Here is a 22,012-nt window from a genome sequence, read left to right as displayed (position 1 = left end):
CCGGCCGGTCGTCGTCCGGGCTCCGCGGCGACGGGCCGGTCCGGGCGCCGCCGCTGAACGATCGAACTGGCGCGGCGTGGCACAATGGCGGTTCAGATGAAGACGGTTGCCTGATGTCCTATCTCGTTCTCGCCCGCAAGTGGCGCCCCAAGCGTTTTGCCGAGCTGGTGGGGCAGGAACACGTGGTCCGCGCGCTCACCAATGCGCTGGACAGCGGGCGCGTGCACCACGCGTTCCTGTTCACCGGCACCCGCGGCGTCGGCAAGACCACCATCGCGCGCATCTTCGCCAAGTCGCTGAACTGCGAGCAGGGCACCAGCGCCGATCCGTGCGGGCAGTGCCCGGCGTGCCTGGACATCGATGCCGGCCGCTACATCGACCTGCTGGAGATCGACGCCGCGTCCAATACCGGCGTGGACGACGTGCGCGAAGTGATCGAGAACGCGCAGTACATGCCCTCGCGCGGCAAGTTCAAGGTGTACCTGATCGACGAGGTGCACATGCTGTCCAAGGCGGCGTTCAACGCGCTGCTGAAGACGCTGGAGGAGCCGCCGGAGCACGTCAAGTTCCTGCTCGCCACCACCGACCCGCAGAAGCTGCCGGTGACGGTGCTGTCGCGCTGCCTGCAGTTCAACCTCAAGCGCCTGGACGAGGAGCAGATCCAGGGGCAGATGACCAGGATCCTGGCCGCCGAGCAGATCGAGGTCGATGCCTCGGCGATCGTGCAGCTGGCCAAGGCCGCCGACGGCAGCCTGCGCGACGGCCTGTCGCTGCTCGACCAGGCCATCGCCTACGCCGGCGGCGCGCTGCGCGACGACGTGGTACGGGCGATGCTGGGCACGGTCGACCGCACCCAGGTCGGGGCGATGCTCGAGGCGCTGGCCGAGGGCGACGGGCAGCGGCTGCTGCAGGTGGTCGCTGCGCTGGCCGAATTCTCGCCGGACTGGGGCGGGGTGCTGGAGGCGCTGGCCGAGGCGCTGCACCGGATCCAGGTGCGGCAGCTGGTGCCGGCCGCGGCGGTGGCGGGTCTGGACGGCCTCGATCCGGCGCCGTTCGCCGAGCGCCTGCGCCCGGAAATCGTGCAGCTGTGGTACCAGATGGCGCTGAACGGGCGCCGCGACCTGTACCTGGCGCCGAGCCCGCGCGCCGGATTCGAGATGGCGGTGCTGCGCATGCTGGCGTTCCGCCCGGCGGGTGCGGCACCGCTGCCGGCCGCATCCGGGGCGGGCACGACGACCGAAGGCCGTACGCCTGCGGCGCCGGTGGCCGCGGCACCGGCCGCCGCTTCGGCGAGCGTCGCTGCGCCCTCCGTCGCCACCGTCGCGGCGCCCGCCGCACCGATGATGGCGCCCGCGCCGGCACCAGCCGCCGTCAGGCCGACACCCACGCCTGCGCCGGTCGCGACGGCCGCAGTGCTGGACCCGCCGTGGGATACCGCGGCACCGGCACCTGCGCCGGCAGCGACCAACACCGCGCCGCCGGCGCCTGTGCCTGTGGCCGAGCCGGAAATGGCGATGGTGCCGCCGCTGGCCGCCACGCGCCCGCCGCCGTCTGCAAACGCGACGCCGCGCGTGTTGCACGCGGCTGAGGACTGGCTCGAGCTGGTCGCCGATTGCGGCCTGACCGGGCCGTCGCGGCAGCTGGCGGCCAACGCGGCCTTCGTCAGCCACGCCGAGGGCGTGCTGCGGCTGTCGCTGTCGGCGGGCTTCGAATACCTTCAGTCCGAACGTTCGCTCGGCGAACTGGCCACGGCGCTGGCCGATGCGCTGGGCAGCAAGCCGAAGATCGTGATCGAAAGCGGCATCGAAGTCGATGCCGAGACCCTGCACGAGCGCTCGCACCGGCAACGCGGCGAGCGCCAGAACGCGGCCGAGACCGCGTTCATGCGCGACCCGGCGGTGCAAGCGCTGATCCAGCAGCAAGGCGCGCGGGTCGTTCCCGATTCCATCCGCCCATACGAAGAGTAGAACGCATGCGTGGCAACATCGCCCAATTGATGCAACAGGCGCAGAAGATGCAGGAAAACCTGCAGCGCGCGCAGGAAGAACTGGCCCAGCTGGAAGTCACCGGCACGGCCGGCGGCGGCATGGTCAGCGTGACCCTGACCGGCGCCAAGGAGTGCCGCAAGGTGCGGATCGATCCGAGCATCCTCTCCGACCAGGAGATGGCCGAGGATCTGATCGCCGCCGCCTTCAACGATGCCTCCAACAAGGTCGATGCCGAATCCAAGTCGCGCATGGGCGCGGCCACTGCCGGCATGCCGATCCCGCCGGGCATGAAGCTGCCGTTCTGACATGCCCAACGGCAAGCCAGGCGATCATCCGCTCAGCGACCTGCGCTACGGGCGCGGCACCGGCTACGGCGAGGCGTTCGACGCGCTGGCGCTGGCATTGCTGGAGCGTCCGGGCGCGCACCACGAGGAAGTGGAGCACATCGTGAGCTATATGCCCGGGTTCGGGATGGTGTCGCGCGAAGAGATGGACGCTGCGGTCGCGCAGGCGCTGCACCGGTTGCGCACGCTGCGCGACGGCCTCGACGGCGCGCAGTCCGAGACCGCGCAGGACGCATGAGTTCGCCGCTGCTCGACCAACTGATCGAGGCTTTCAGGATCCTGCCGGGCGTGGGCCAGAAGTCGGCGCAGCGCATGGCCTACCACGTGCTCGAGCGCGAGCGCGAGGGCGGGCAGCGGTTGGCGCACGTGCTGGCCGAAGCGGTGGAGAAGGTCGGCCATTGCGCGCATTGCCGCGATTTCACCGAGGCCGAGATCTGTGCGATCTGCGCCAGCCCCAGCCGCGATCGCCAGCAGTTGTGCGCGGTGGAGTCGCCGGCCGACCGCCTGGCGATCGAGCACGCCACCGGCTACCGCGGGCTGTACTTCATCCTGCAGGGCCGGCTGTCGCCGCTGGACGGGGTCGGCCCGCGCGAGCTCGGCCTGGACAGTCTCGGCGCGCGCCTGGCGCAAGGCGAGATCGCCGAATTGATCATCGCCACCAATTCCACCGTCGAGGGCGAGGCCACCGCGCACTACCTGGCGCAGCTGGCGCGCCGGCACGGGGTGCGGCCGAGCCGGCTGGCGCAGGGCCTGCCGCTGGGCGGGGAGCTGGAGTACGTGGACCGCGGCACGCTGTCGCATGCGTTCGGCAGCCGCAACGAGGTGCCGCAGGGCGGCGCAGGCGAATGACGGCCTGCGCTGCGCGGGCGGTGCCTGCGCGCTGCCGAATTCGGCTATAACGGCTGCCCCTTTCCGCTATCCGCATCGGCCCATGGATACCATCTTCGGCAAGATCATCCGTCGCGAAATTCCCGCCAGCATCGTCTATGAGGACGATGCCGTGCTCGGCTTCAAGGACATCGCGCCGCAGGCGCCGGTGCACGTGCTGTTCATTCCCAAGCAGGTGGAGATTCCCACCCTCGACGACCTGGCGCCGGAGCAGGCCACGCTGGTCGGCAGGCTGGTGCTGGCCGCGGCCGCCTATGCGCGCGAACAGGGCCTGGCGCAGGATGGCTACCGGGTGGTGATGAACTGCCGCGAGCATGCCGGGCAGACCGTGTTCCACCTGCACCTGCACCTGCTGGCCGGGGCGCCGCTGGGCCGTTTCGGCACGCCCTGATCGGGGCCTGAGCGGCGGCGCTCGCGGGGCGCTCTGCCGCGACGTCGCCGGCCAAACGAAAACGCCGCTTTTCAGCGGCGTTTTCTTCTCCATCATGGCACAACGCGTGCCGGCAGCGGGCTTACCACCAGCCGCGGCCGCCCCAGCCCCAGCGCGGGCCCCACGGATCCCACGGACCCCAGGGGCCGTACGGGTAGGCGGGCACCACCTCGACCTGGCGCACCACCGGCCACAGGTAGACCACGTCGGCGTCGATCTTCGGCAGGCGGTAGTCGTACTCGCCGATGCGGGTGCTCTCGTAGCCGGAGACGTGGCCGATGAAGGTCACCTCGCGGCCGGGCTCGAACACCGCCGGGTCGTAGAAGCCGGAGCGGCAGGCGACGAAGCGGCCGTCGCTGGCGTCGGCCGAGTCGCTGTCCGGGCGGCCGCTGGCGCTCAACGGCCGTCCCAGCATCTGGAAGCAGGTGGCGCCCTGGCCGGGCTTGGTCTGGATGATCTTGCCGCCCCAGCGCACCGCGGCGCCGACCTGCTGGCCGGTGACCGAATCGCGCGGGGTGACGGTGGCGAACTGGCCTTGCAGCGGCTTGGGCGCGGTCGCGCAGGCGCCCAGGGCGAGAACGGCCATGACGGGGAACAGCAGTCGGATCTTCATCGAGATGCTCCGGTATGCGGACGGTGCCTGCGCAGGTCGCGCAACAATGAAGCCCTGTCCGAATCAGCGCCAGCGTAGCGCGAATCAGCGAAACGTTGGCTGAGCGAAAGCAACGCGTTTGCCTCCATCACCTGCTGTACACGTGCCGCCCACAGCAGCGCCGGCTCGTGCGCTTCGCGGCCCAGGCCGAGCCGCGCGTAGCGCCGGCCCAGCCGCCGCCAGGCGCGCAGCAGCGGGTCGCGCTCGCGTTCGCCGCGGGCCAGCAACCAGGCCATCCAGCCCAGCAGCAGCGCGGCGAAGCCGGCGAACAGCGCGACCAGCTGCGCCGGCTCCAGCTTGGCGATGCCGAAGTTGCTCAGCAGCCGCTGCTGGCGGTTGGCGTCGAAGGACAGCACCAGGTCGTTCCAGCCGCGGCGCAGCCAGTCGCCGACGTCGCGCAGCTGCCAGTCGGCGCCGCCGCCCTGCGCGCCGGCGCCGCTGCCGAGGCGGTCCTCCAGGGTGTCGTAGATGCGCTCTGGGGCGACCGCGGCGGTCGGGTCCACGCGCACCCAGCCGCGCTGCGGCAGCCACACCTCGGCCCAGGCGTGGGCGTCCATGCGCCGCACCACCCAGTAGTCGCCGAACGGATTGCGGGTGCCGCCGGCATAGCCGGTGACCACCCGTGCGGGGATGCCGGCGCCGCGCATCAGCACCACGAAGGCGGAGCTGAAGTGCTGGCAGAAGCCGGCCTTCTGCTGGAACAGGAATTCGTCCACGCCGTCGCGGCCGGACAGCGGCGTCTCCAGGGTGTAGGCGAAGTCGCGGCGGATCCACTGCAGCGCGCGCGCCACGATCGCCGCGTCGTCGGCGCCGGCCTGTTGCCGCCATTGCCGGGCCAGGGCCAGGGTGCGCGGGTTGTAGCCCGGCGGCAGCGCCAGCGCGCGCTGGCGCTGGGCCGGCGCCAATGCGGTCTCGAAGCGCAGCGGCGGCGCCGAGCGCAGGCGCCAGCGGCTCAGCGCGCTGAGCGGGCGCTCGCTGATGAGCACATAGTCGGCGGAGGCGGTGGTGCCCTGCGGCGCCTGCAACGGCAGGTCCAGCGCGACCAGCTGGCGGCGGTCGGTCGGCTCGACCTCGATCTCGTAGTCCCAGACGGCGGTGCCGGACTGCACCGCCGGCGCCGGCAGGAACGCGTTGCCGCGCGCCGCGCGCCAGGTGCCGCCGTCGAAATCCCACAGCACCGGTCCGCGCCAGTAGCGCTGCGCCGGCGGCGGCACCCGGCCGAAGAACTGCACGCGCAGCGCCGGGGTGTCGTCGGCCATCAGGTCCAGCCACTGCCCCGGGCTCATCGTGTCCGACAGGCCGGGCCGCGCCAGCGCGCGTTCCGGCACGCCCCACAGCGGCGAGCCCAGTCGCGGGAACAGCCAGAACGCGGCCAGCGCCAGCGGCAGGCCGAGCGCCAGCAAGCGGCCGACGCCGCGCAGCTGGCCGCGCAGCGGATGGCTGCCGCTGTGGCCCTCCTGGTCGGCCAGGCGCTGCATGCACAGCAGCGCGGCGATCACCGCGGCCAGCGCCAGCAGCATCGTCGCCGGGCCCTGGTCCAGCAGGAACGCGGCGAACGGCGCGAACAGGGCGAAGCCGAGCAGGCTGCGCGCGTCGCGCAGCGTCTTCAGCTCCGACGGCTTGATCGCCAGCATCGCCGCGAGCATCGCGCAGCCGGTATCGCGGCCGAAGCGCATGCCGACCTGCCAGTAGATCGCCGCCAGCATCGCCGCCACCAGCAGCAGCCGCAGCGCCGCCGGCAGCGGCCGCCACGCCGAGCTGGCGCCGATCAGCAGCGCGGCCACGGCGAACAGCAGCGCCAGCGCGTCGGGCAACTGCAGCAGCAGCGGCAGCAGCGACAGCAGGCCGGCCGCGAGCGCCCAGTGCCGGCTGCTGTCGCTCAGCGCGGGCGAGCGCGATTCAGCCATGCGGCAGCAACGCCAGTGCGCGCAGGCACAGGTGCCGGTGCTGCGGCCCGCGGCCCGGGCCCAGCGGCGGCTGCCCCGGCAGCAGCAGGCGATAGCGGCGGCCGTCGCGCTCGGCCTCGTTGACCCAACGCGCCAGTCGCGCGATGCGGCGTTCGTAGGGCAGCGCCGGCAGCGTGCGCCAGTCCAGCACCACGTCCACGCCGATCGGGCGTTCGTATTCGCGGACCAGCAGGGTGTCGCGGCGCGCCGAGTGCTTCCAGGAAATCGCGCGCGGCGCATCGCCGGCGCGGTACGGGCGCAACTGGTGCAGTTCCTCGCCCAGCGCGTGCAAGCGGGTCTGGGTCGGGGTGCCGTCGCCGCAGGGCAGCGGCGGCCCGTCGCTTTCCGGTTGCGGGTAGACCAGCAGCGGCGTGTCCGGCCAGAACCAGGCCCAGGCGCGCAGCAGGCCCAGCGGCTGGGTGGTGGAAATGCGGATGCGCTGCAGGTCGAGCCAGCCGCGGCGTTCGGTGGGCAGGTCCAGGTCGGCTTCGCTGCCGCCGTCGCCGTGCAGGTCCAGGTAGGTGTGGCGGCCGGCATGCGCTACGCGCAGGCCGCGCCGCTGGCGGGCGTCGTCGGCGGCCAGCGCCAGGCGCAGCCGCAGCGGCGTGCCGGCCGCCACCGGCTCGGCCGATAGCGCGTCCAGGCGCAGCCCCGACAGCTGCAGGTGGGCCATGATCGCGCTGGCGATGGCGGCCGCGCCCAGCAGCATCGCCAGCAGCAGGGCGGGGTTGTTGTTGTAGTTCAGCGCGCCGAGCAGCATCGCGCCGAGCAACAGCGCCAGGAAGCCGCCGAACGGGGTGGGCAGGATGTAGATCCGGCGCCGGTCCAGGCGCACCGGCAGCGCCTCGGGATCGCGCGGCCGCGCCAGCCGTGCCAGCGCCTGCCGCCACTCGCGCAGCCGTGCCCGCATCGGCCTCAGTCCACCGCCACGCTGTGCAGGATCGCCTTGGCCAGCGCTTGCCCGGAGGCCGATTCCTGTTCGGCCACCAGCCGGTGCTCGGCCACCGCCACGAACAGCGCCTGCACGTCCTCGGGCAGCGCATGCGCGCGGCCCAGCAGCAGCGCATGCGCCTTGGCCGCGCGCAGCAGCGCGATGCCGGCGCGCGGCGACAGGCCCACGCGTACGCCCGGGTGCTGGCGGCTGCGCGCCAACAGCGCCTGCACGTAGCCGACCAGCGCGTCGCTGGCGTGGATCTGCTCCACGCTGTGCCGCAGCGTCGCCATGTCGGTGTCGCTGAGTTGCGGCCGCGCCTGGGCGATCAGGTCGCGGCGGTCGCTGCCGCTGAGCAGCGCGCGTTCGGATTCGGCGCTGGGATAGCCCAGCGCCAGCCGCAGCAGGAACCGGTCCAGCTGCGAATCGGGCAGCGGGAAGGTTCCCGACAGGTCCACCGGGTTCTGCGTGGCGATGACGAAGAACGGCGCCGGCAGCGGATGGGTCGTGCCGTCCAGCGTCACCTGCTGTTCGGCCATCGCTTCCAGCAGCGCGCTCTGCGTGCGCGGCGGTGCGCGGTTGATCTCGTCGGCGAGCAGCACGTGGGCGAACACCGGGCCGGGATGGAACTGGAACTGGCGCGACTGCGCGTCGTACACCGACACGCCGAGCACGTCAGCCGGCAGCAGGTCGGAGGTGAACTGCACGCGTTGGAAGCTCAGGCCCAGGCTCGCCGCCAGCGCATGCGCCAGCGTGGTCTTGCCCAGCCCGGGCAGGTCCTCGATCAGCAGATGTCCCCCGGACAGCAGCGCGACAAAGGCCATGCGCACCTGTTGCGGCTTGCCCAGGACCAGCGCATTGACCTGCTGCTGGGCCTGCGCGAGCGCCTCGCGCAGCGTATCGGTTAGCATTTCCGGCAAGCGGGGCGGAGTAGGCATCGCATTCTCGCAACGGGTTTAGGGGAGTCTAAAGGCAATGCAAGGCGAACAACGTGCACGCAGCACCTTCATGGTGCTGTGGACGCTGGTCACCGCAGCCAAGCTGCTGGCGGCCGCGCGCCTGCCGTTGTTCGTCGACGAGGCGTTCTATTGGCAGGAAGGCCAGCACCTGGCCGCCGCCTATTCGGACCTGCCCGGGCTGACCGCCTGGCTGGCGCGGCTGGGCGTGGCGCTCGGCGGCGAGCACCTGCTGGCGCTGCGCGCGCCGTTCCTGCTGGTGTCGGCGTTGATGCCGTGGCTGATCGCGCGCATCGCCACGCGCTGGTTCGGCGCGGTGGCCGGTTGGCGCGCCGGCAGCCTGACCTTGCTGATGCCGCTGTCGGGCACGCTCGGCATCCTCGCCCTGCCGGACGTGCCGATGGCGCTGGCGACGATCCTGTGCATGGACGCCAGCGCGCGGCTGCTGCGCCAGATCGATGCGATGAGCGCGGTGGAACTGGCGCTGGGCCTGACCCTGGGCGCGCTGAGCCACTACCGCTTCGCCGGGGTGATCGGGGTGGGCGCGATCGCGCTGCTGATGATCCCGCAGGGCCGGCGCATGCTGCGCGATCCGCAGGTGTGGGTGGCGCTGGCGATGGGCATCGTCGCCTGGCTGCCGTTGCTGGCCTGGAATGCCGACAACGGCGAAGCCGGGGTCAAGTTCCAGCTGATCGATCGGCATCCGTGGAGCTTCCAGCCCGTCGGCATCGCCTTCGTGCTGATCCAGGGGCTGCTGGTCACGCCGCTGCTGGCGGTGGCGATGTGGAAGGTGGCCCTGGTGGCCACGCGCGGCGGCGGCAGTGGCGGCGCGCGCGTGCAGTGGCGCTATTTCGGCCTGCTCGGCGGAGTGTCCACGCTGGGCATCTTCCTGTTCGGCTTCTTCACCGACGCCGAGCGCATCAGTTTCCATTGGCCGCTGCCGGGCTACCTGGCGCTGCTGATCGCCGCGCCGGTGATCCTCAGCGGTTGGCCGAAGCGGTTGCGCCGCGCGACCTGGCTGCTGACCGGGATCGGCCTGGTCGGCGCGTTCGGCTACTACCTCGCCGTGTCGGTGCCATCGGTGCGCGAACATGCCGCCGGCGACAAGTACTACCCGCGCAACTTCGCCGGCTGGCAACCGCTGGCCTCGGCGGTGCGCCGCGAACTGGCGGCGATGCCGCCCGGCACGCAGGTGCTGGCCGACAATTTCAAGGTCGGCGCCGAGCTCGGTTTCGAGCTGGGCGATGCCGACATCCAGGTGCTGCCGCATCCGTTGAACGACAAGCACGGGCGCAGTGCGCAGCTGCGCCAGTGGGGGCTGCTCAGCGACGGCAGGCGCGATGGGCCGCGGCTGCTGGTGCTGTCGCCCAGCGACATGAAATACCGGCTGCTGCTGCAGCGCTATCACGCGGTCTGCGCGCTGGTCGGCCCGCTGCCGCCGCCGAAGGTGGTGTCCAGCGATCACGGCAGCCAGCGCTTCCTGCTGTTCGCGCTGCCGGCGCAGCGCCTGCCGGGGCCGTGCACCACGCCGGCGATGGCCTGGTTCAACACCCCAGTCGTGGGCGACAAGGTGGCGCGCCACTTCGAAGTCTCCGGCTGGGCGTTCAAGGACGGCGTGGGCATCGCCCGCGTCGAGGTGCTGCTCGACGGCAAGGTCGCCGCGCAGGCGCGGTATGGCGAGGCCTACGACGTCACCGCGTTCTGGAAGATCTCCACCGATCCGGGCCATCCGCAGGTCGGCTTCCGCGCCGAGCTCGATGCCAGCGGCCTGGCGCCAGGCACGCATTGGCTCGGCCTGCGCCTGCACGGCCGCGACGGCAGCGTCGAGGATTGGTGGGAGCAGCCGATCGAACTGCGCCGCCGCTGAGATAGCATGGCGCGCCTTTCCACGCCCGCCGCGCAGGACCGCACGCCGCCCATGCCCAGTTCTTCCTCCGCCCACGACGCGGCCCCGCCGCGGATCGCGGTGCTGGTTCCCTGCCACAACGAAGCGGCCACGATCGGCCGGGTGGTCGCCGACTTCGCCGCCCAGTTGCCGGCGGCGAGCATCCACGTGTTCGACAACAACTCCAGCGACGCCACCATCGAGCGCGCCCGCGCGGCCGGGGCGCAGGTGCGGCAGGTCGCGCTGCAGGGCAAGGGCAATGTGGTGCGGCGCCTGTTCGCCGACGTCGAGGCCGACGTGTACGTGCTGGTCGATGGCGATGCGACCTACGACGCGGCGATGGCGCCGGCGCTGATCGCGCGCCTGCTGCATGATGGCCTGGACATGGTGGTCGGCGCGCGGCGCAGCGACGAGGCCGCCGCCTATCGCGCCGGACACCGCTTCGGCAACGTGCTGCTGACCCGCTGCGTGGGTTTCCTGTTCGGGCGTAGCTTCGACGACATGCTGTCCGGCTACCGGGTGTTCTCGCGCCGCTACGTGAAGTCGTTTCCCGCGCATGCGGCCGGCTTCGAGACCGAGACCGAACTGGCGGTGCATGCGCTGCAGTTGCGCATGCCGGTGGCGGAGGTGGACACCGCCTACGGCGCGCGGCCGCAGGGCTCGCAAAGCAAGTTGCGCACCTGGCACGACGGCACCCGCATCCTGCTGACCATCCTGCGCCTGTTCAAGGCCGAACGGCCGTTGCTGTTCTTCTCGCTGGGCTTCGGCGCCTGCGTGCTGCTGGCGCTGGGCCTGGCGGTGCCGCTGGTGCTCACCTACCTGCACACCGGCCTGGTGCCGCGCTTCCCGACCGCGATCCTGTGCTCGGCGCTGGTGCTGCTCGGCGTCCTGCTGCTGGCCTGCGGGCTGATCCTGGACACGGTCACGCGCGGCCGCGTCGAGGCCAAGCGCCTGGCCTATCTGGCGATCCCGGCGTTGCCGTTGCCGTCGGCGCACGCCGCGGCGCCGCTTGCCGACAACGCATGAGCGCGGCCATCGCCACGCCGCGGCGCCCGAACCGCCGCCAGCGCCTGCTGCGCGCGCTGGATCGCCGCTTCGCCTTCCACAGCCGCGGCAACGTGATCGCCGCCGGCATCGCGGTCGCGCTGCTCGGCGGCCTGCTGTCGCTGCTGCTGGGCCAGGATGCCAACTGGGACCTGCGCAACTACCATCTGTACAACGGCTATGCCGCACTGCACGGCCGGCTCAGCGTGGACCTGGCGCCAGCGCAACTGCAGAGCTACTTCAATCCGCTGCTGGACGTGCTGCACTACGCGTTGCTGACCGGCCTGCCCGCGCCGTTGGCCGGGTTCGCGATGGGCGCGCTGCACGCGCTGGCGTTCCTGCTGCTGGCCGGCATCGTCTGGCAGGTGCTGGACCCGCGCCTGGACCGCGCGCGGCTGGCGCCGTGGCTGGCCCTGGCCGGCATGTGCAGCGCCGCCTTCCTGTCCGAATTCGCTGGCACCATGGCCGACAACACCAGTGCGCTGCCGGTGCTGGGCGCACTGCTGGCGGCACTGCACGCGCAGCGCCGGCAGCAGGCGGCCGGACAGGGCGTGGCGATCGCGTGGTGGGCGCTGGCCGGTGCGCTGCTGGGCCTGGCGCTGGCCTGCAAGCTGACCAATGCGCTGTTCGCGCTGGCGTTGGGGATCGCGGCGCTGGTCGCTGGCGGTCGCGCGCGGCAGCGCCTGGGCGGGGCCGCGGTGCTGACCGTGGTCGCCATGGCCAGTTTCGCGGTGTTGGCCGGGCCATGGCTGCTGAGCGTGTGGGAGACCTTCGGCAATCCGCTGTTCCCGCAATTCAACAGCCATTTCCTGGCGCCGCTGGCGCAGCCGGTCGCGCTCAGCGATACGCGCTGGCTGCCGAAGGGCTGGCTGCAGTGGCTGAGCTGGCCGCTGCTGTTCTCGGCCGAGCCGAACCGGGTCAGCGAGGTCGCCCTGCGGCAGATCGTGTGGCCGCTGCTGTACCTGCTCGGCCTGGCCGCGCTGCTGCTGTCCGCGCTGCGCCGGCCGCGCCGGGCCGTGGTCGATGGCGCGGCCGCCAGCGACGTGGTCGCGCCGGCGTGGCGCGCGCTGCTGGTGTTCGTCGTGGTCGCGTTCCTGGCCTGGCAGTCAGTGTTCAGCATCCAGCGCTACCTGGTGGTGCCTGAGTTGCTGGCGCCGCTGGTGCTGTGGGTCGGGCTGCGGCGGCTGCTGCCGGCGCGCATCGCGGCGCCGGCGGCGCGCTGGACGCTGATCGCCTGCGCGCTGGTCGCGCTGCAGGGCTGCGGCGACTGGGGCCACGAGCGCTGGGCGCGCGCCGCGTTCCGGGTGCAGGCGCCGCCCCTGCCGCAGCCGGCGCGCAGCCTGGTGCTGCTGGTCGGCGACGCACCGCAGTCGTGGCGCATCCCGTTCCTGCCGGCGCAGGCGGCGTATGCGTCGGTGGCGTCCAATTTCCCCGAGTCGCCGGCCTATGCCGAGCGCGTGCAGGCATTGCTGGCCGAACGCGGCCAGGCCTATGCGCTGCTGCCGGCGACGGTGGACCGCAATGCCGAACGCTTGCTGCGGCTCAATGCGCTGGCCGCGCGCCTGGGCCTGGACCAGGGGCCGGACTGCCGGCTGATGCGGCGGCTGGCGCGCAAGCCGGTACGCGCGGCGCTGGTCGAGCGCGCCGGTCGCTGCCGGTGGGCCATGCTGCCGGAACGGGCCATCGACATCGCCGCCGGCGACCGCCAGGCGCTGGCGCTGGCCGACCAGCAGTTGGCGCGCTACGGCCTGGCGCTGCAGCCGGGGACCTGCGCGGTGTACGCGTCGTGGGTCGGGCAGGCGCGCTTCCCATACCAGTGGTGCCGGGTCGGCCGGCGCTGACCGGCGCTGACCGGCTCAGGGCAGCACGTAGCCGGCCTCGCGCAGCAGCCCGGCCAGCGCGATCAGCGGCAGCCCGACCAGCGCGGTCGGGTCCTGGCTGTGGATCGCGCTGAACAGGCTGATACCCAGGCCCTCGCACTTGAAGCTGCCGGCGCAGTCCAGCGGCTGCTCGGCGGCGACGTAGCGGACGATCTCCTCGGCCTGTAGGTCGCGGAAGCGCACCTCGGTCAGGTCGCAGGCGCGCAGTGCGCGCTCGCCGCGCAGCAGGCACACCGCGGTGTGGAAGCGCACGCAGCGCCCGGACATCGCCGCCAACTGCGCGTGCGCGGCGGCGGCATGGCCGGGCTTGCCCAGCGGCTGGCCGTCGAGTTCGGCGACCTGGTCCGAGCCGATCACCCAGGCCTCCGGCGCGCCGGCCGCGACCGCCGCGGCCTTGGCCAGGGCCAGGCGCTGCGCCAGCGCCAGCGGCGCTTCGCCGGGCAGCGGGGTCTCCTCGACCTGCGGGCGGACGCTGTCGAAGGGCAGGCGCAGGCGCTGCAGCAGCTCGCGGCGATAGACGGAGGTGGAGGCCAGGATCAGGCGCGGCATCGGTGGTCGGGCAGGGCGGCGGGGTGCCGGGGCCGGCAGTCTGCGGCGGTGCGCAGGGCCGGGCAAGCAGGATGGCGGGGCGTCAGGATGGGGACAGCGGGGGCAGCAGGACAGGGTCAGCAGGATGACAGGACAAGGGTTTGACAGCGCCCCCGCCAGTCCTTAACATTCTGCGGCTTATGTCCGCGAACGTGCCCGAACTGTTGGATGCCTGGCGGATGGTCGCAGCGCGCAGGGTCTTCGAAGACCGCCTGCCGCTCTCGGCGATGACCCGTCTGCAAGGCAGCCTGGCCGATACCGAAGGCGAATGCCGCTACACGCTGGAATTCGGCCGCGACGCTGTACTGCAAGTGTCCTACGTCGAACTGACGCTCGAAACCGCGCTGCCGCTGATCTGTCAGCGCAGCCTGCAGCGCTTCCTGCTGCCGGTGTCGAGCGTGCAGCGGCTGGGACTGATCCGCAGCGAGGCCGAGGAGGCCGCGCTGCCGCCGGATTACGAGGCCTTGCTGGTGCCGGACGACGGCATGCTGCGGCCCGCCGATCTGGTCGAGGACGAGTTGGTGCTGGCGGTCCCGCTGGTGCCGGTGGCGCCCGGAAGCGAGGCGGTCGAACAGGACTGGCCGGCGACCGAGGAAGAGGTGAGCAAGGCCAACCCGTTCGCGGCGTTGGCGGCGCTGAAGAAACAGTAGCGGTCGGCCCGCCGGCCCGCTGCCTGAGGTTGTTGCCGGACGCGCGCGTCCTGCGCGACGTAATGACGACAGATGTAAACGAACCGAGTTTGGAGCAATCCCATGGCTGTGCAGAAATCCCGTGTCACCCCGTCCCGCCGCGGCCAGCGCCGTTCGCACGACGCCCTCAGCGCCAAGCAGCTGTCGACCGATCCGACCAGCGGCGAGATCCACCTGCGCCATCACATCACCGCCGACGGCTACTACCGCGGCAAGAAGGTGATCGTGACCAAGACCTCGCAGGTCGAAGAAGATTGATCCGTGCCCGTCCATCGCACCGCGGCGGACGGAGTCACCCATCTTCACAGGCCGCGCCGCGACGGGCGGCCTGCGTAACAGGCAACAGGAATCAGCATGAGCAAGCGGATCTATTCCAGGATCGCGGGCACCGGCAGCTATTTGCCTGAAAAGGTGTTGACCAACGACGATCTGTCGCACATGGTCGACACCAGCGACGAATGGATCCGTACCCGCACCGGCATCCGCGAGCGGCATATCGCCGCGCCGGGCCAGACGGCCGGCGACCTGGGCTACGAAGCCGCGCTGAAGGCGATCGAAGCGGCCGGCATCGATGTCGCCGCGCTGGACATGATCGTCGTCGGTACCACCACCCCGGACCTGATCTTTCCGTCCACCGCCTGCCTGATCCAGGCGCGGCTTGGCGCGGTCGGTTGCGCCGCGCTGGACGTCAACGCCGCCTGCTCGGGCTTCGTCTACGCGCTCAGCGTGGCCGACAAGTTCATCCGCTGCGGCGACGCCAAGACCGTGCTGGTGATCGGCACCGAGACCCTCAGCCGCATCGTCGACTGGACCGAGCGCACCACCTGCGTGCTGTTCGGCGACGGCGCCGGCGCGGTGGTCCTGCGCGCCGACGAGGACACCGGCATCCTCAGCACCCATCTGCATGCCGACGGCAGCAAGAAGGAACTGCTGTGGAATCCGGTCGGCATCTCCACCGGACTCGGCGACGGGACCGGCGATGCGTCGGCCGGCGGCATCCAGATGAAGGGCAGCGAGGTGTTCAAGTACGCGGTCAAGGCGCTGGACGCGGTGGTCGACGAGACCCTCGACGCCAACGGCCTGAACAAGGGCGACCTGGACTGGCTGATCCCGCACCAGGCCAACCTGCGCATCATCGAAGCCACCGCCAAGCGGCTGGAGCTGTCGATGGAGCAGGTGGTGGTGACGGTGGACATCCATGGCAACACCTCGTCCGCCTCGGTGCCGATGGCGCTGGACGTGGCGGTGCGTTCCGGCCGCGTGCAGCGCGGCCAGCTGCTGCTGCTGGAAGCCTTTGGCGGCGGCTTCACCTGGGGCTCGGCGCTGCTGCGCTACTGAGCCCCGGGTTGCGGCGGCACCTGGCCTGCGGGCCGCGTGCCGTGCGCTGCAGGCACACACGGCATGGCCGCTCGCTCCGGATCCGCAATGCAGCGGCGATAGCGCCCCCCATTCACGTCGGCGGTAACACGACTGGCTGGGCAGGGCGGCGCATCCGCGTCAGTGGCTGGCGAGCTGCGCCTGCCGCGGCGGCGCCAGCGTCCGCACCGGTCACTGCATCGCGAATCGGGTGCCGCCGACAACGCATCGCGGCGTGTCGCCGGGAAAGGGTATTGGCGATTCTCGATGCGCGAAGCGCTTCTGCGGATGTCGATTTCCGCTGCCGACGGTCGTCGTAGACAGAGCAGGCCAACGCGCCTGCGCTCCTGTCCTGTCCGAGGTGACGACGATGCCACTGCAGCTCTACGCCCATCCGTTCTCGTCCTACTGCCAGAAGGTCCTGGTCGCGCTGTACGAGAACGGCACGCCGTTCGAGTACCGGTCGCTGTCGGCCGACGATCCGCAGCCGATGGCCGAACTGACCGCACGCTGGCCCTTCGGCCGCTTCCCGCTGCTGGTGGACGGCGAGCGGACGGTGGCCGAGGCCACGATCATCGTCGAGCATCTGGCCTTGCATCATCCCGGACCCGTGCGCCTGCTGCCGTCCGATCCGCGCGCGGCGCTGGAGGTCCGTTTCATGGACCGCTTCTTCGACAACTACATCTCCACGCCGCAGCAGAGAGTCGTGTTCGATCGCCTGCGGGCCGAAGGCGAGCGCGATCCGCGTGGGGTCGCCGATGCCCGCGCCACGCTCGACAAGGCCTATGCCTGGCTGGAGACGGCGATGGCCGGCCGCACCTGGGCGGCGGGCGACGGGTTCAGCCTGGCCGATTGCGCCGCGGCGCCGTTCCTGTTCTATGCGGACTGGACGCATCCGATCGACCCCGCGTTCGCAAACGTCCTCGCCTACCGCAAGCGCCTGCTGGCACGGCCCTCGTTCGCCCGCGCAGTGGACGAAGCGCGGCCGTACCGGGCGCTCTTTCCGCTCGGCGCGCCCGACCGCGATTGACTGGGTCCCGGGCAGCGGGACTGCGCGCGATCCTGACCAGGGACGCCGCTACGGCGGCACGCTGGCCGGACACGCTGCAGCGCCGCCACGGCACCGCCGCTCGCCCTGTTCAGCCTCCTAACTTGGATCTGCAGCACAGGCGGCCATGGCGACGGGCCGCCAGGCGCACATACGCCCGGGTACAGACGTACGGCCGGTTTCGCCCGTATCATCGCCGCTCGATTTTTGCAGGGCGGATCCGCGTGACCGATTCCACACTAGCCTTCGTTTTCCCCGGCCAGGGGTCGCAATCGCTGGGCATGCTGGCCGAACTGTCCGAGCTGCACCCGCAACTGCGCGACAGCTTCGCCGAGGCCTCCGACGGCGCCGGCGTGGACCTGTGGGCGCTGACCCAGGGCGGCCCCGAGGAAATGCTCAACCGCACCGAATACACCCAGCCGGCGCTGCTGGCGGCGAGCGTGGCGCTGTGGCGGCTGTGGCTGGCACAGGGCGGCGCGCGTCCGGCGCAACTGGCCGGGCACAGCCTGGGCGAGTACAGCGCGCTGGTCGCGGCCGGCGCGCTGTCGCTGCACGACGGCGCGCACCTGGTGCGCCTGCGCGGCCAGCTGATGCAGGACGCGGCCCCGGCTGGGGTCGGCGCGATGGCCGCGGTGATCGGCGCCGAGGACGCGCTGGTCGAGGAGGTCTGCGCGCAGGCCGCCGGCAGCCAGGTGGTGGTCCCGGCCAACTACAACTCCCCCGGCCAGGTGGTGATCGGCGGCGACGCCGCGGCGGTCGAGCGCGCGTTGGCGCTGCTGGCCGAGCGCGGCGTGCGCAAGACGGTGAAGCTGGCGGTCAGCGTGCCTTCGCATACGCCGCTGATGCGCGAGGCGGCCAACCGCCTGGCCGAGGCGATGCGCGGCCTGGCCTGGCACGCGCCGCAGCTGCCGGTGGTGCAGAACGTCGACGCCCAGGTGCACGACGGCGTCGATGCGATCCGCCAGGCGCTGGTCGAGCAGCTGTACCTGCCGGTGCGTTGGACCGGCTGCGTGCAGGCGCTGGCCGCGCGCGGCGCCACCCGCGTGGCCGAATGCGGCCCCGGCAAGGTGCTGACCGGGCTGGTCAAGCGCATCGACAAGTCGCTGGACGGGCGCGCCCTGGCCACCCCGGCCGACTTCGCCACCGCGCTCGAGACCTGGGCCGCCTGATGCCGCTGCCGCACGCGTGCGGGCATGCCCGCGGCGGCCTCCTTTCCCCCGGCGCCTGGCGCGCCGTCCGTCCCCCAAGGAACAGCAGATGAGCAAGCCATTGCAGGGCGAGATCGCCCTCGTCACCGGCGCCAGCCGCGGCATCGGCGCGGCCATCGCCGACACGCTGGCCGCGCAGGGCGCCACCGTCGTCGGTACCGCGACCTCCGCCTCCGGCGCGCAGGCGATCGGCGAGCGGATGGCCGCCAACGGCGGCCACGGCCGCGCGCTGGACGTCACCGATCCGGCCGCGGTCGAGGCGCTGATCGAGGCGATCGGCAAGGAATTCGGCGCGGTCTCGATCCTGGTCAACAACGCCGGCATCACCCGCGACAACCTGCTGATGCGGATGAAGGAAGAGGACTGGCAGGCGATCATCGACACCAACCTGACCAGCGTGTTCCGCACCTCCAAGGCGGTGCTGCGCGGCATGATGAAGGCGCGCAAGGGCCGCATCGTCAACATCGCCTCGGTGGTCGGGGTCACCGGCAATCCGGGCCAGGCCAACTACGCCGCGGCCAAGGCCGGGATCATCGCCTTCTCCAAGTCGATGGCCAAGGAAATCGGCTCGCGCGGCATCACCGTCAACGTGGTCGCACCGGGCTTCATCGACACCGACATGACCAAGGCCCTGCCCGAGGCGCAACGCACCGCGCTGCTGGACCAGATCGCGCTCGGCCAGCTCGGCCAGCCGGCCGACATCGCCAACGCGGTGGCGTTCCTGGTCGGTCCCGGGGCCGGCTACATCACCGGAGAGACTCTGCATGTGAACGGCGGAATGTACATGCCGTAAGCCTGCGGCGCAGGGAACGCGCCTAAGTGGCTGATCGACCGGCATTTGTGCAGCGATGCAAGGGCCGGGCGGTTTCCACTACACTATCCAACGCGGCCATCGCAGCCCGATGGCGTTTCGAACCACCACTACTCCATCTGGAGCGATATCCCAATGAGCACCATCGAAGAACGCGTCAAGAAAATCGTCGTCGAACAACTCGGCGTCAAGGAAGAAGAAGTCACCAACAGCGCATCGTTCGTCGATGACCTCGGTGCCGACTCGCTGGACACCGTCGAGCTGGTGATGGCGCTGGAAGAAGAGTTCGAGTGCGAGATTCCGGACGAAGAAGCCGAGAAGATCACCTCGGTGCAGCAGGCCATCGACTACGTCAAGGCGCACGTCAAGAGCTGATGCTCCGTTCTCGATCGCGATCGGCGCCTGCGTGGGTCCGGTCCGCGTGACAATCCCATGGGGCCGCGCATGCGGCCCTGTGTTTTTACAGCGTCAACGCCGCGCGCATCGCGGCGAGGAGATTTCGCAATGAGCCGTCGCGTCGTCATAACCGGCATGGGCCTGGTATCGCCGTTGGGCAATGACCTGGCCAGCAGTTGGGAAGGAATCGTCAACGGGCGTTCCGGCATCGGCCCGATCACCCAGATCGATGCGTCGCAGTTCACCACCAAGATCGCCGGCGAGATCAAGGATTTCGATCCGACCAAATACATGTCCTCCAAGGACGCCAAGAAGATGGATTCGTTCATCCACTACGGCGTCGGCGCCTCGCTGATGGCGCTGGACGATTCGGGCCTGGTGATCGACGACAGCAACGCCGAACGCATCGGCGCGATCCTCGGCTCGGGCATCGGCGGCCTGCTCGGCATCGAGGAGCAGACCATCAAATTCCATGAGGGCGGCGCGCGCAAGATCTCGCCGTTCTACGTGCCCAGCACCATCATCAACATGCTGCCGGGGCAGGTGAGCCTGCTCAAGGGCCTGAAGGGCCCGACCTTCTCGGCGGTCTCGGCCTGCGCCACCTCCAATCATTCGATCGGCACGGCGATGCGCATGATCCAGCACGGCGACGCCGACGTGATGCTGGCCGGCGGCGCCGAGCGCGGCTCCTCGCCGACCTCGGTCGGCGGCTTCTGCTCGATGAAGGCGATGTCCACCCGCAACGACGATCCCACCGCCGCCTCGCGGCCGTGGGACAAGGGCCGCGACGGCTTTGTGCTCGGCGACGGCGCCGGCGTGCTGGTGCTGGAAGAGTACGAACACGCCAAGGCGCGCGGCGCGCGGATCTACGCCGAGCTGGTCGGCTTCGGCGCCAGTTCCGACGCGTTCCACATGACCGCCCCGAGCGAGGACGGCGAAGGCGCCGCGCGCAGCATGGTCGCGGCGATGAAGGACGCCAAGCTCAATCCCGAGCAGATCGATTACCTCAACGCGCACGGCACCTCCACTCCGCTGGGCGACCTGGCCGAGACCCTGGCGATGAAGCGCGCGCTCGGCGACCACGCCTACAAGACCATGGTCAGCTCGACCAAGTCGATGACCGGGCACCTGCTCGGCGCGGCCGGCGGCGCCGAGGCGATCTTCTCGGTGATGGCGATCCACGCCGGCATCATCCCGCCGACGATCAACCTGGAAGAGCCGGGCGAAGGCTGCGACCTGGACTACGTGCCGAACGTGGCGCGCGAGAAGAAGATCGATGTGGCGATGTCCAATGGGTTCGGCTTCGGTGGGACCAACGGGACGTTGGTGTTCAAGCGGCTTTGAGGTTGCGGGACTCGGGACTCGGGCACCGGTCGGGACTCGGGACTCGGGACTCGTAGAGCCTACTTGCTGGTTTGAATCGCGAGCTGGTTTTTGGCGCGCCTTTTTCTGATGCGGAGAAGGCGCCCGTACCGCGGGAACGGGCGCGTCCGTGGTTGCGCCTGTGTCCCCCATGGCGGCGTCGCATCACCTCCCATCCTCCCGCCGGATTCCTGATGCTGCGTACCGTTCCCCTGCCGGCCGACACCGATCTGCTGGCGCTGCACCGCCTGGCGCCGCAGCGCTATCCGCTGCTGCTGGAATCGGCCGCGTCGGGCACCGCGCAGGGCCGCTGGGACCTGCTGCTGGTCGCCAGCGGCGAGGGCCTGCGCCTGGAGCGCGACGGCGTGACCCGCGACCTGCACGGCACGCCGCTCGCGGGCGATTTCCTGGCCGCGCTGGACGCGCAATGGCACGCCGAACGCTGCGCGCGCGACGAACCGCGCTGGCCGTTCCGCGGCGGCTGGGCGCTGCTGCTGGACTACGAACTGGCAGCGCAGGTCGAGCCCGTGCTGCAGTTGCCGCAGGGACAGGCGCCGGCGCCGATCGCCTTGGCCTTGCGCTGCCCGGCCGCGCTGTTGCGCGACCATGCCAGCGGCGAGTGCGTGGCGCTGGCGGAGACCGCGCATGCGGGGCTGCTGGAGCAGGTGCTCGCCGATCTGCGGGCCTTGCCCGCTGCCGCACCGCTGCCGACCTGGACCCCGCCGCTGGCGATCGACGAAGACCCGCCGCAGCGCTTCGTCGACGGCGTGCGCCGCATCCTCGACTACCTGCGCGCCGGCGACGTGTTCCAGGTCAACCTGTCGCGGCGCTGGTCGGCGCGCTTCGCCGCCGCTGTGGACCCGGCCGCGCTGTACGCGCAGCTGCGTCGTGCCAATCCCGCGCCGTTCGCCGGCCTGTTCGTCGGCCATGGTCGCGCGGTGGTCAGTTCCTCGCCGGAACGGCTGGTGTCGGTGCGTGGCGAGGTGGTCGAGACCCGGCCGATCGCCGGCACCCGCCCGCGCGCGCCCGGCGACGACGAGGCCGCGCGCATCCGCGAACTGGTCGGACACCCCAAGGAACGCGCCGAGCACGTGATGCTGATCGACCTGGAGCGCAACGACCTGGGCCGGGTCTGCGCGCCGGGCAGCGTCGAGGTCGACGAGCTGATGACGGTGGAGAGCTACGCGCACGTGCACCACATCGTCAGCAATGTGCGCGGACGGTTGCGCGACGGCGTCAGCCCCGGCGAGGTGATCCGCGCCACCTTCCCCGGCGGCACCATCACCGGCTGCCCCAAGGTGCGCTGCATGCAGATCATCGCCGAGCTGGAACAGACCCCGCGCGGCGCCTACACCGGCGCGTTCGGCTGGCTCAACCGCGACGGCGACATGGACCTGAACATCCTGATCCGCACCGCCGAAGTGGACGGCGCGCAGGCGCATTTCCGCACCGGTGCCGGCATCGTGGTCGACTCGCAGCCCGAACGCGAGCTCGACGAGACCCGGGCCAAGGCGCGCGGCCTGCTGCGCGCGCTGGAACCGTGAGCGGCGCGCGCGCGATACCGGCCGGTGCCGGTCGCGCGGTATCCTGCACCCCGTTGAATTCGCTTC

At 71.2% G+C, this 22,012-nt stretch carries 22 protein-coding genes; 17 read left to right on the top strand and 5 right to left on the bottom strand.

All coding sequences use genetic code 11. The features are described 5' to 3' along the window. Nucleotides 1-113 precede the first annotated feature (113 nt). From dnaX to VDQ83_RS11910, 5 genes are all read left to right on the top strand, one after another. Nucleotides 114-1,967, top strand: coding sequence for a DNA polymerase III subunit gamma/tau (dnaX, locus tag VDQ83_RS11930; RefSeq protein ID WP_455435089.1), 1,854 nt, complete (start codon nt 114-116; stop codon nt 1,965-1,967). A 5-nt stretch (nt 1,968-1,972) separates the two neighbouring features. Next, nucleotides 1,973-2,293, top strand: coding sequence for a YbaB/EbfC family nucleoid-associated protein (locus VDQ83_RS11925; RefSeq protein WP_455435088.1), 321 nt, complete (start codon nt 1,973-1,975; stop codon nt 2,291-2,293). 1 nt (nt 2,294) lies between these two features. Continuing rightward, the gene (locus VDQ83_RS11920) at nt 2,295-2,570 is read left to right on the top strand and encodes a hypothetical protein (protein ID WP_309912245.1); all 276 of its coding nucleotides are present in this window, start codon (nt 2,295-2,297) and stop codon (nt 2,568-2,570) included. Then, nucleotides 2,567-3,181, top strand: a complete 615-nt coding sequence (gene recR, locus VDQ83_RS11915; RefSeq protein WP_263397483.1) for a recombination mediator RecR — start codon at nt 2,567-2,569, stop codon at nt 3,179-3,181. The genes VDQ83_RS11920 and recR overlap by 4 nt, the downstream gene beginning before the upstream one ends. Before the next feature lie 82 nt (nt 3,182-3,263). Continuing rightward, complete coding sequence (locus VDQ83_RS11910) at nt 3,264-3,611, top strand: histidine triad nucleotide-binding protein (RefSeq protein WP_309912247.1); 348 nt, start codon at nt 3,264-3,266, stop codon at nt 3,609-3,611. 121 nt (nt 3,612-3,732) lie between these two features. Here the strand turns inward: VDQ83_RS11910 and VDQ83_RS11905 are convergent, their stop codons facing one another. The 4 genes from VDQ83_RS11905 to VDQ83_RS11890 are packed head-to-tail and all read right to left on the bottom strand — an operon-like array spanning nt 3,733 to nt 8,117. Continuing rightward, nucleotides 3,733-4,263 carry a Slp family lipoprotein gene (locus VDQ83_RS11905; protein ID WP_263397485.1) on the bottom strand — a complete coding sequence of 177 codons (531 nt, stop codon included), beginning with the start codon at nt 4,261-4,263 and terminating at the stop codon, nt 3,733-3,735. Then, the gene (locus VDQ83_RS11900) at nt 4,260-6,209 is read right to left on the bottom strand and encodes a transglutaminase family protein (protein WP_455435087.1); all 1,950 of its coding nucleotides are present in this window, start codon (nt 6,207-6,209) and stop codon (nt 4,260-4,262) included. The genes VDQ83_RS11905 and VDQ83_RS11900 overlap by 4 nt, the downstream gene beginning before the upstream one ends. After that, nucleotides 6,202-7,158, bottom strand: a complete 957-nt coding sequence (locus tag VDQ83_RS11895; RefSeq protein WP_455435086.1) for a DUF58 domain-containing protein — start codon at nt 7,156-7,158, stop codon at nt 6,202-6,204. Before VDQ83_RS11895 ends, VDQ83_RS11900 begins: the two co-directional genes overlap by 8 nt. A gap of 5 nt (nt 7,159-7,163) precedes the next feature. Further along, a complete protein-coding gene (locus VDQ83_RS11890; RefSeq protein ID WP_455435085.1) occupies nt 7,164-8,117 on the bottom strand; it encodes an AAA family ATPase in 954 nt (317 codons plus the stop codon). 37 nt (nt 8,118-8,154) lie between these two features. On the opposite strand from VDQ83_RS11890, the gene VDQ83_RS11885 reads away from it, so the two are divergent. From VDQ83_RS11885 to VDQ83_RS11875, 3 genes are read left to right on the top strand one after another with little or no spacing between them, the layout of a single operon-like run. Beyond that, nucleotides 8,155-10,002, top strand: a complete 1,848-nt coding sequence (locus tag VDQ83_RS11885) for a glycosyltransferase family 39 protein (RefSeq protein WP_455435084.1) — start codon at nt 8,155-8,157, stop codon at nt 10,000-10,002. A gap of 51 nt (nt 10,003-10,053) precedes the next feature. Beyond that, complete coding sequence (locus tag VDQ83_RS11880) at nt 10,054-11,046, top strand: glycosyltransferase family 2 protein (protein ID WP_455435083.1); 993 nt, start codon at nt 10,054-10,056, stop codon at nt 11,044-11,046. Continuing rightward, nucleotides 11,043-12,905 (top strand): hypothetical protein, encoded by a 1,863-nt coding sequence (locus VDQ83_RS11875; RefSeq protein ID WP_455435082.1) that lies wholly within the window; start codon nt 11,043-11,045, stop codon nt 12,903-12,905. Before VDQ83_RS11880 ends, VDQ83_RS11875 begins: the two co-directional genes overlap by 4 nt. 15 nt (nt 12,906-12,920) lie before the next feature. Here VDQ83_RS11875 and VDQ83_RS11870 read toward each other — a convergent pair whose 3' ends face one another. Further along, on the bottom strand, nt 12,921-13,493 hold the full coding sequence (locus VDQ83_RS11870) for a Maf family nucleotide pyrophosphatase (RefSeq protein ID WP_455435081.1): 573 nt from the start codon (nt 13,491-13,493) through the stop codon (nt 12,921-12,923). Between the two features lie 179 nt (nt 13,494-13,672). On the opposite strand from VDQ83_RS11870, the gene VDQ83_RS11865 reads away from it, so the two are divergent. The 9 genes from VDQ83_RS11865 (at nt 13,673) to VDQ83_RS11825 (ending at nt 21,946) form a co-directional block, all read left to right on the top strand. Beyond that, nucleotides 13,673-14,182 (top strand): YceD family protein, encoded by a 510-nt coding sequence (locus tag VDQ83_RS11865; RefSeq protein WP_145701821.1) that lies wholly within the window; start codon nt 13,673-13,675, stop codon nt 14,180-14,182. A gap of 102 nt (nt 14,183-14,284) precedes the next feature. Continuing rightward, a complete protein-coding gene (rpmF, locus tag VDQ83_RS11860; RefSeq protein ID WP_003468798.1) occupies nt 14,285-14,479 on the top strand; it encodes a 50S ribosomal protein L32 in 195 nt (64 codons plus the stop codon). A gap of 96 nt (nt 14,480-14,575) precedes the next feature. Next, entirely contained in the window at nt 14,576-15,559 is a 984-nt protein-coding gene (locus VDQ83_RS11855; protein WP_263397493.1) for a beta-ketoacyl-ACP synthase III, read from the top strand. A gap of 253 nt (nt 15,560-15,812) precedes the next feature. Continuing rightward, entirely contained in the window at nt 15,813-16,607 is a 795-nt protein-coding gene (locus VDQ83_RS11850; protein ID WP_455435080.1) for a glutathione S-transferase family protein, read from the top strand. A 242-nt stretch (nt 16,608-16,849) separates the two neighbouring features. Continuing rightward, nucleotides 16,850-17,794, top strand: coding sequence for an ACP S-malonyltransferase (gene fabD / locus VDQ83_RS11845; protein WP_455435079.1), 945 nt, complete (start codon nt 16,850-16,852; stop codon nt 17,792-17,794). 88 nt (nt 17,795-17,882) lie between these two features. Then, nucleotides 17,883-18,626: a 3-oxoacyl-ACP reductase FabG gene (gene fabG / locus VDQ83_RS11840; RefSeq protein WP_263397496.1), complete on the top strand. Its 744-nt coding sequence runs from the start codon at nt 17,883-17,885 to the stop codon at nt 18,624-18,626. A gap of 153 nt (nt 18,627-18,779) precedes the next feature. Next, nucleotides 18,780-19,019: an acyl carrier protein gene (gene acpP / locus VDQ83_RS11835; RefSeq protein WP_046981398.1), complete on the top strand. Its 240-nt coding sequence runs from the start codon at nt 18,780-18,782 to the stop codon at nt 19,017-19,019. A gap of 129 nt (nt 19,020-19,148) precedes the next feature. Continuing rightward, a complete protein-coding gene (gene fabF / locus VDQ83_RS11830) occupies nt 19,149-20,384 on the top strand; it encodes a beta-ketoacyl-ACP synthase II (RefSeq protein WP_455435078.1) in 1,236 nt (411 codons plus the stop codon). A gap of 212 nt (nt 20,385-20,596) precedes the next feature. Then, complete coding sequence (locus VDQ83_RS11825; RefSeq protein ID WP_455435077.1) at nt 20,597-21,946, top strand: aminodeoxychorismate synthase component I; 1,350 nt, start codon at nt 20,597-20,599, stop codon at nt 21,944-21,946. The last annotated feature ends 66 nt before the right edge of the window (nt 21,947-22,012 follow it).

This window comes from Xanthomonas sp. WHRI 7945 (genome assembly GCF_035026585.1).
This window is presented reverse-complemented; position numbering and strand designations above follow the sequence as displayed.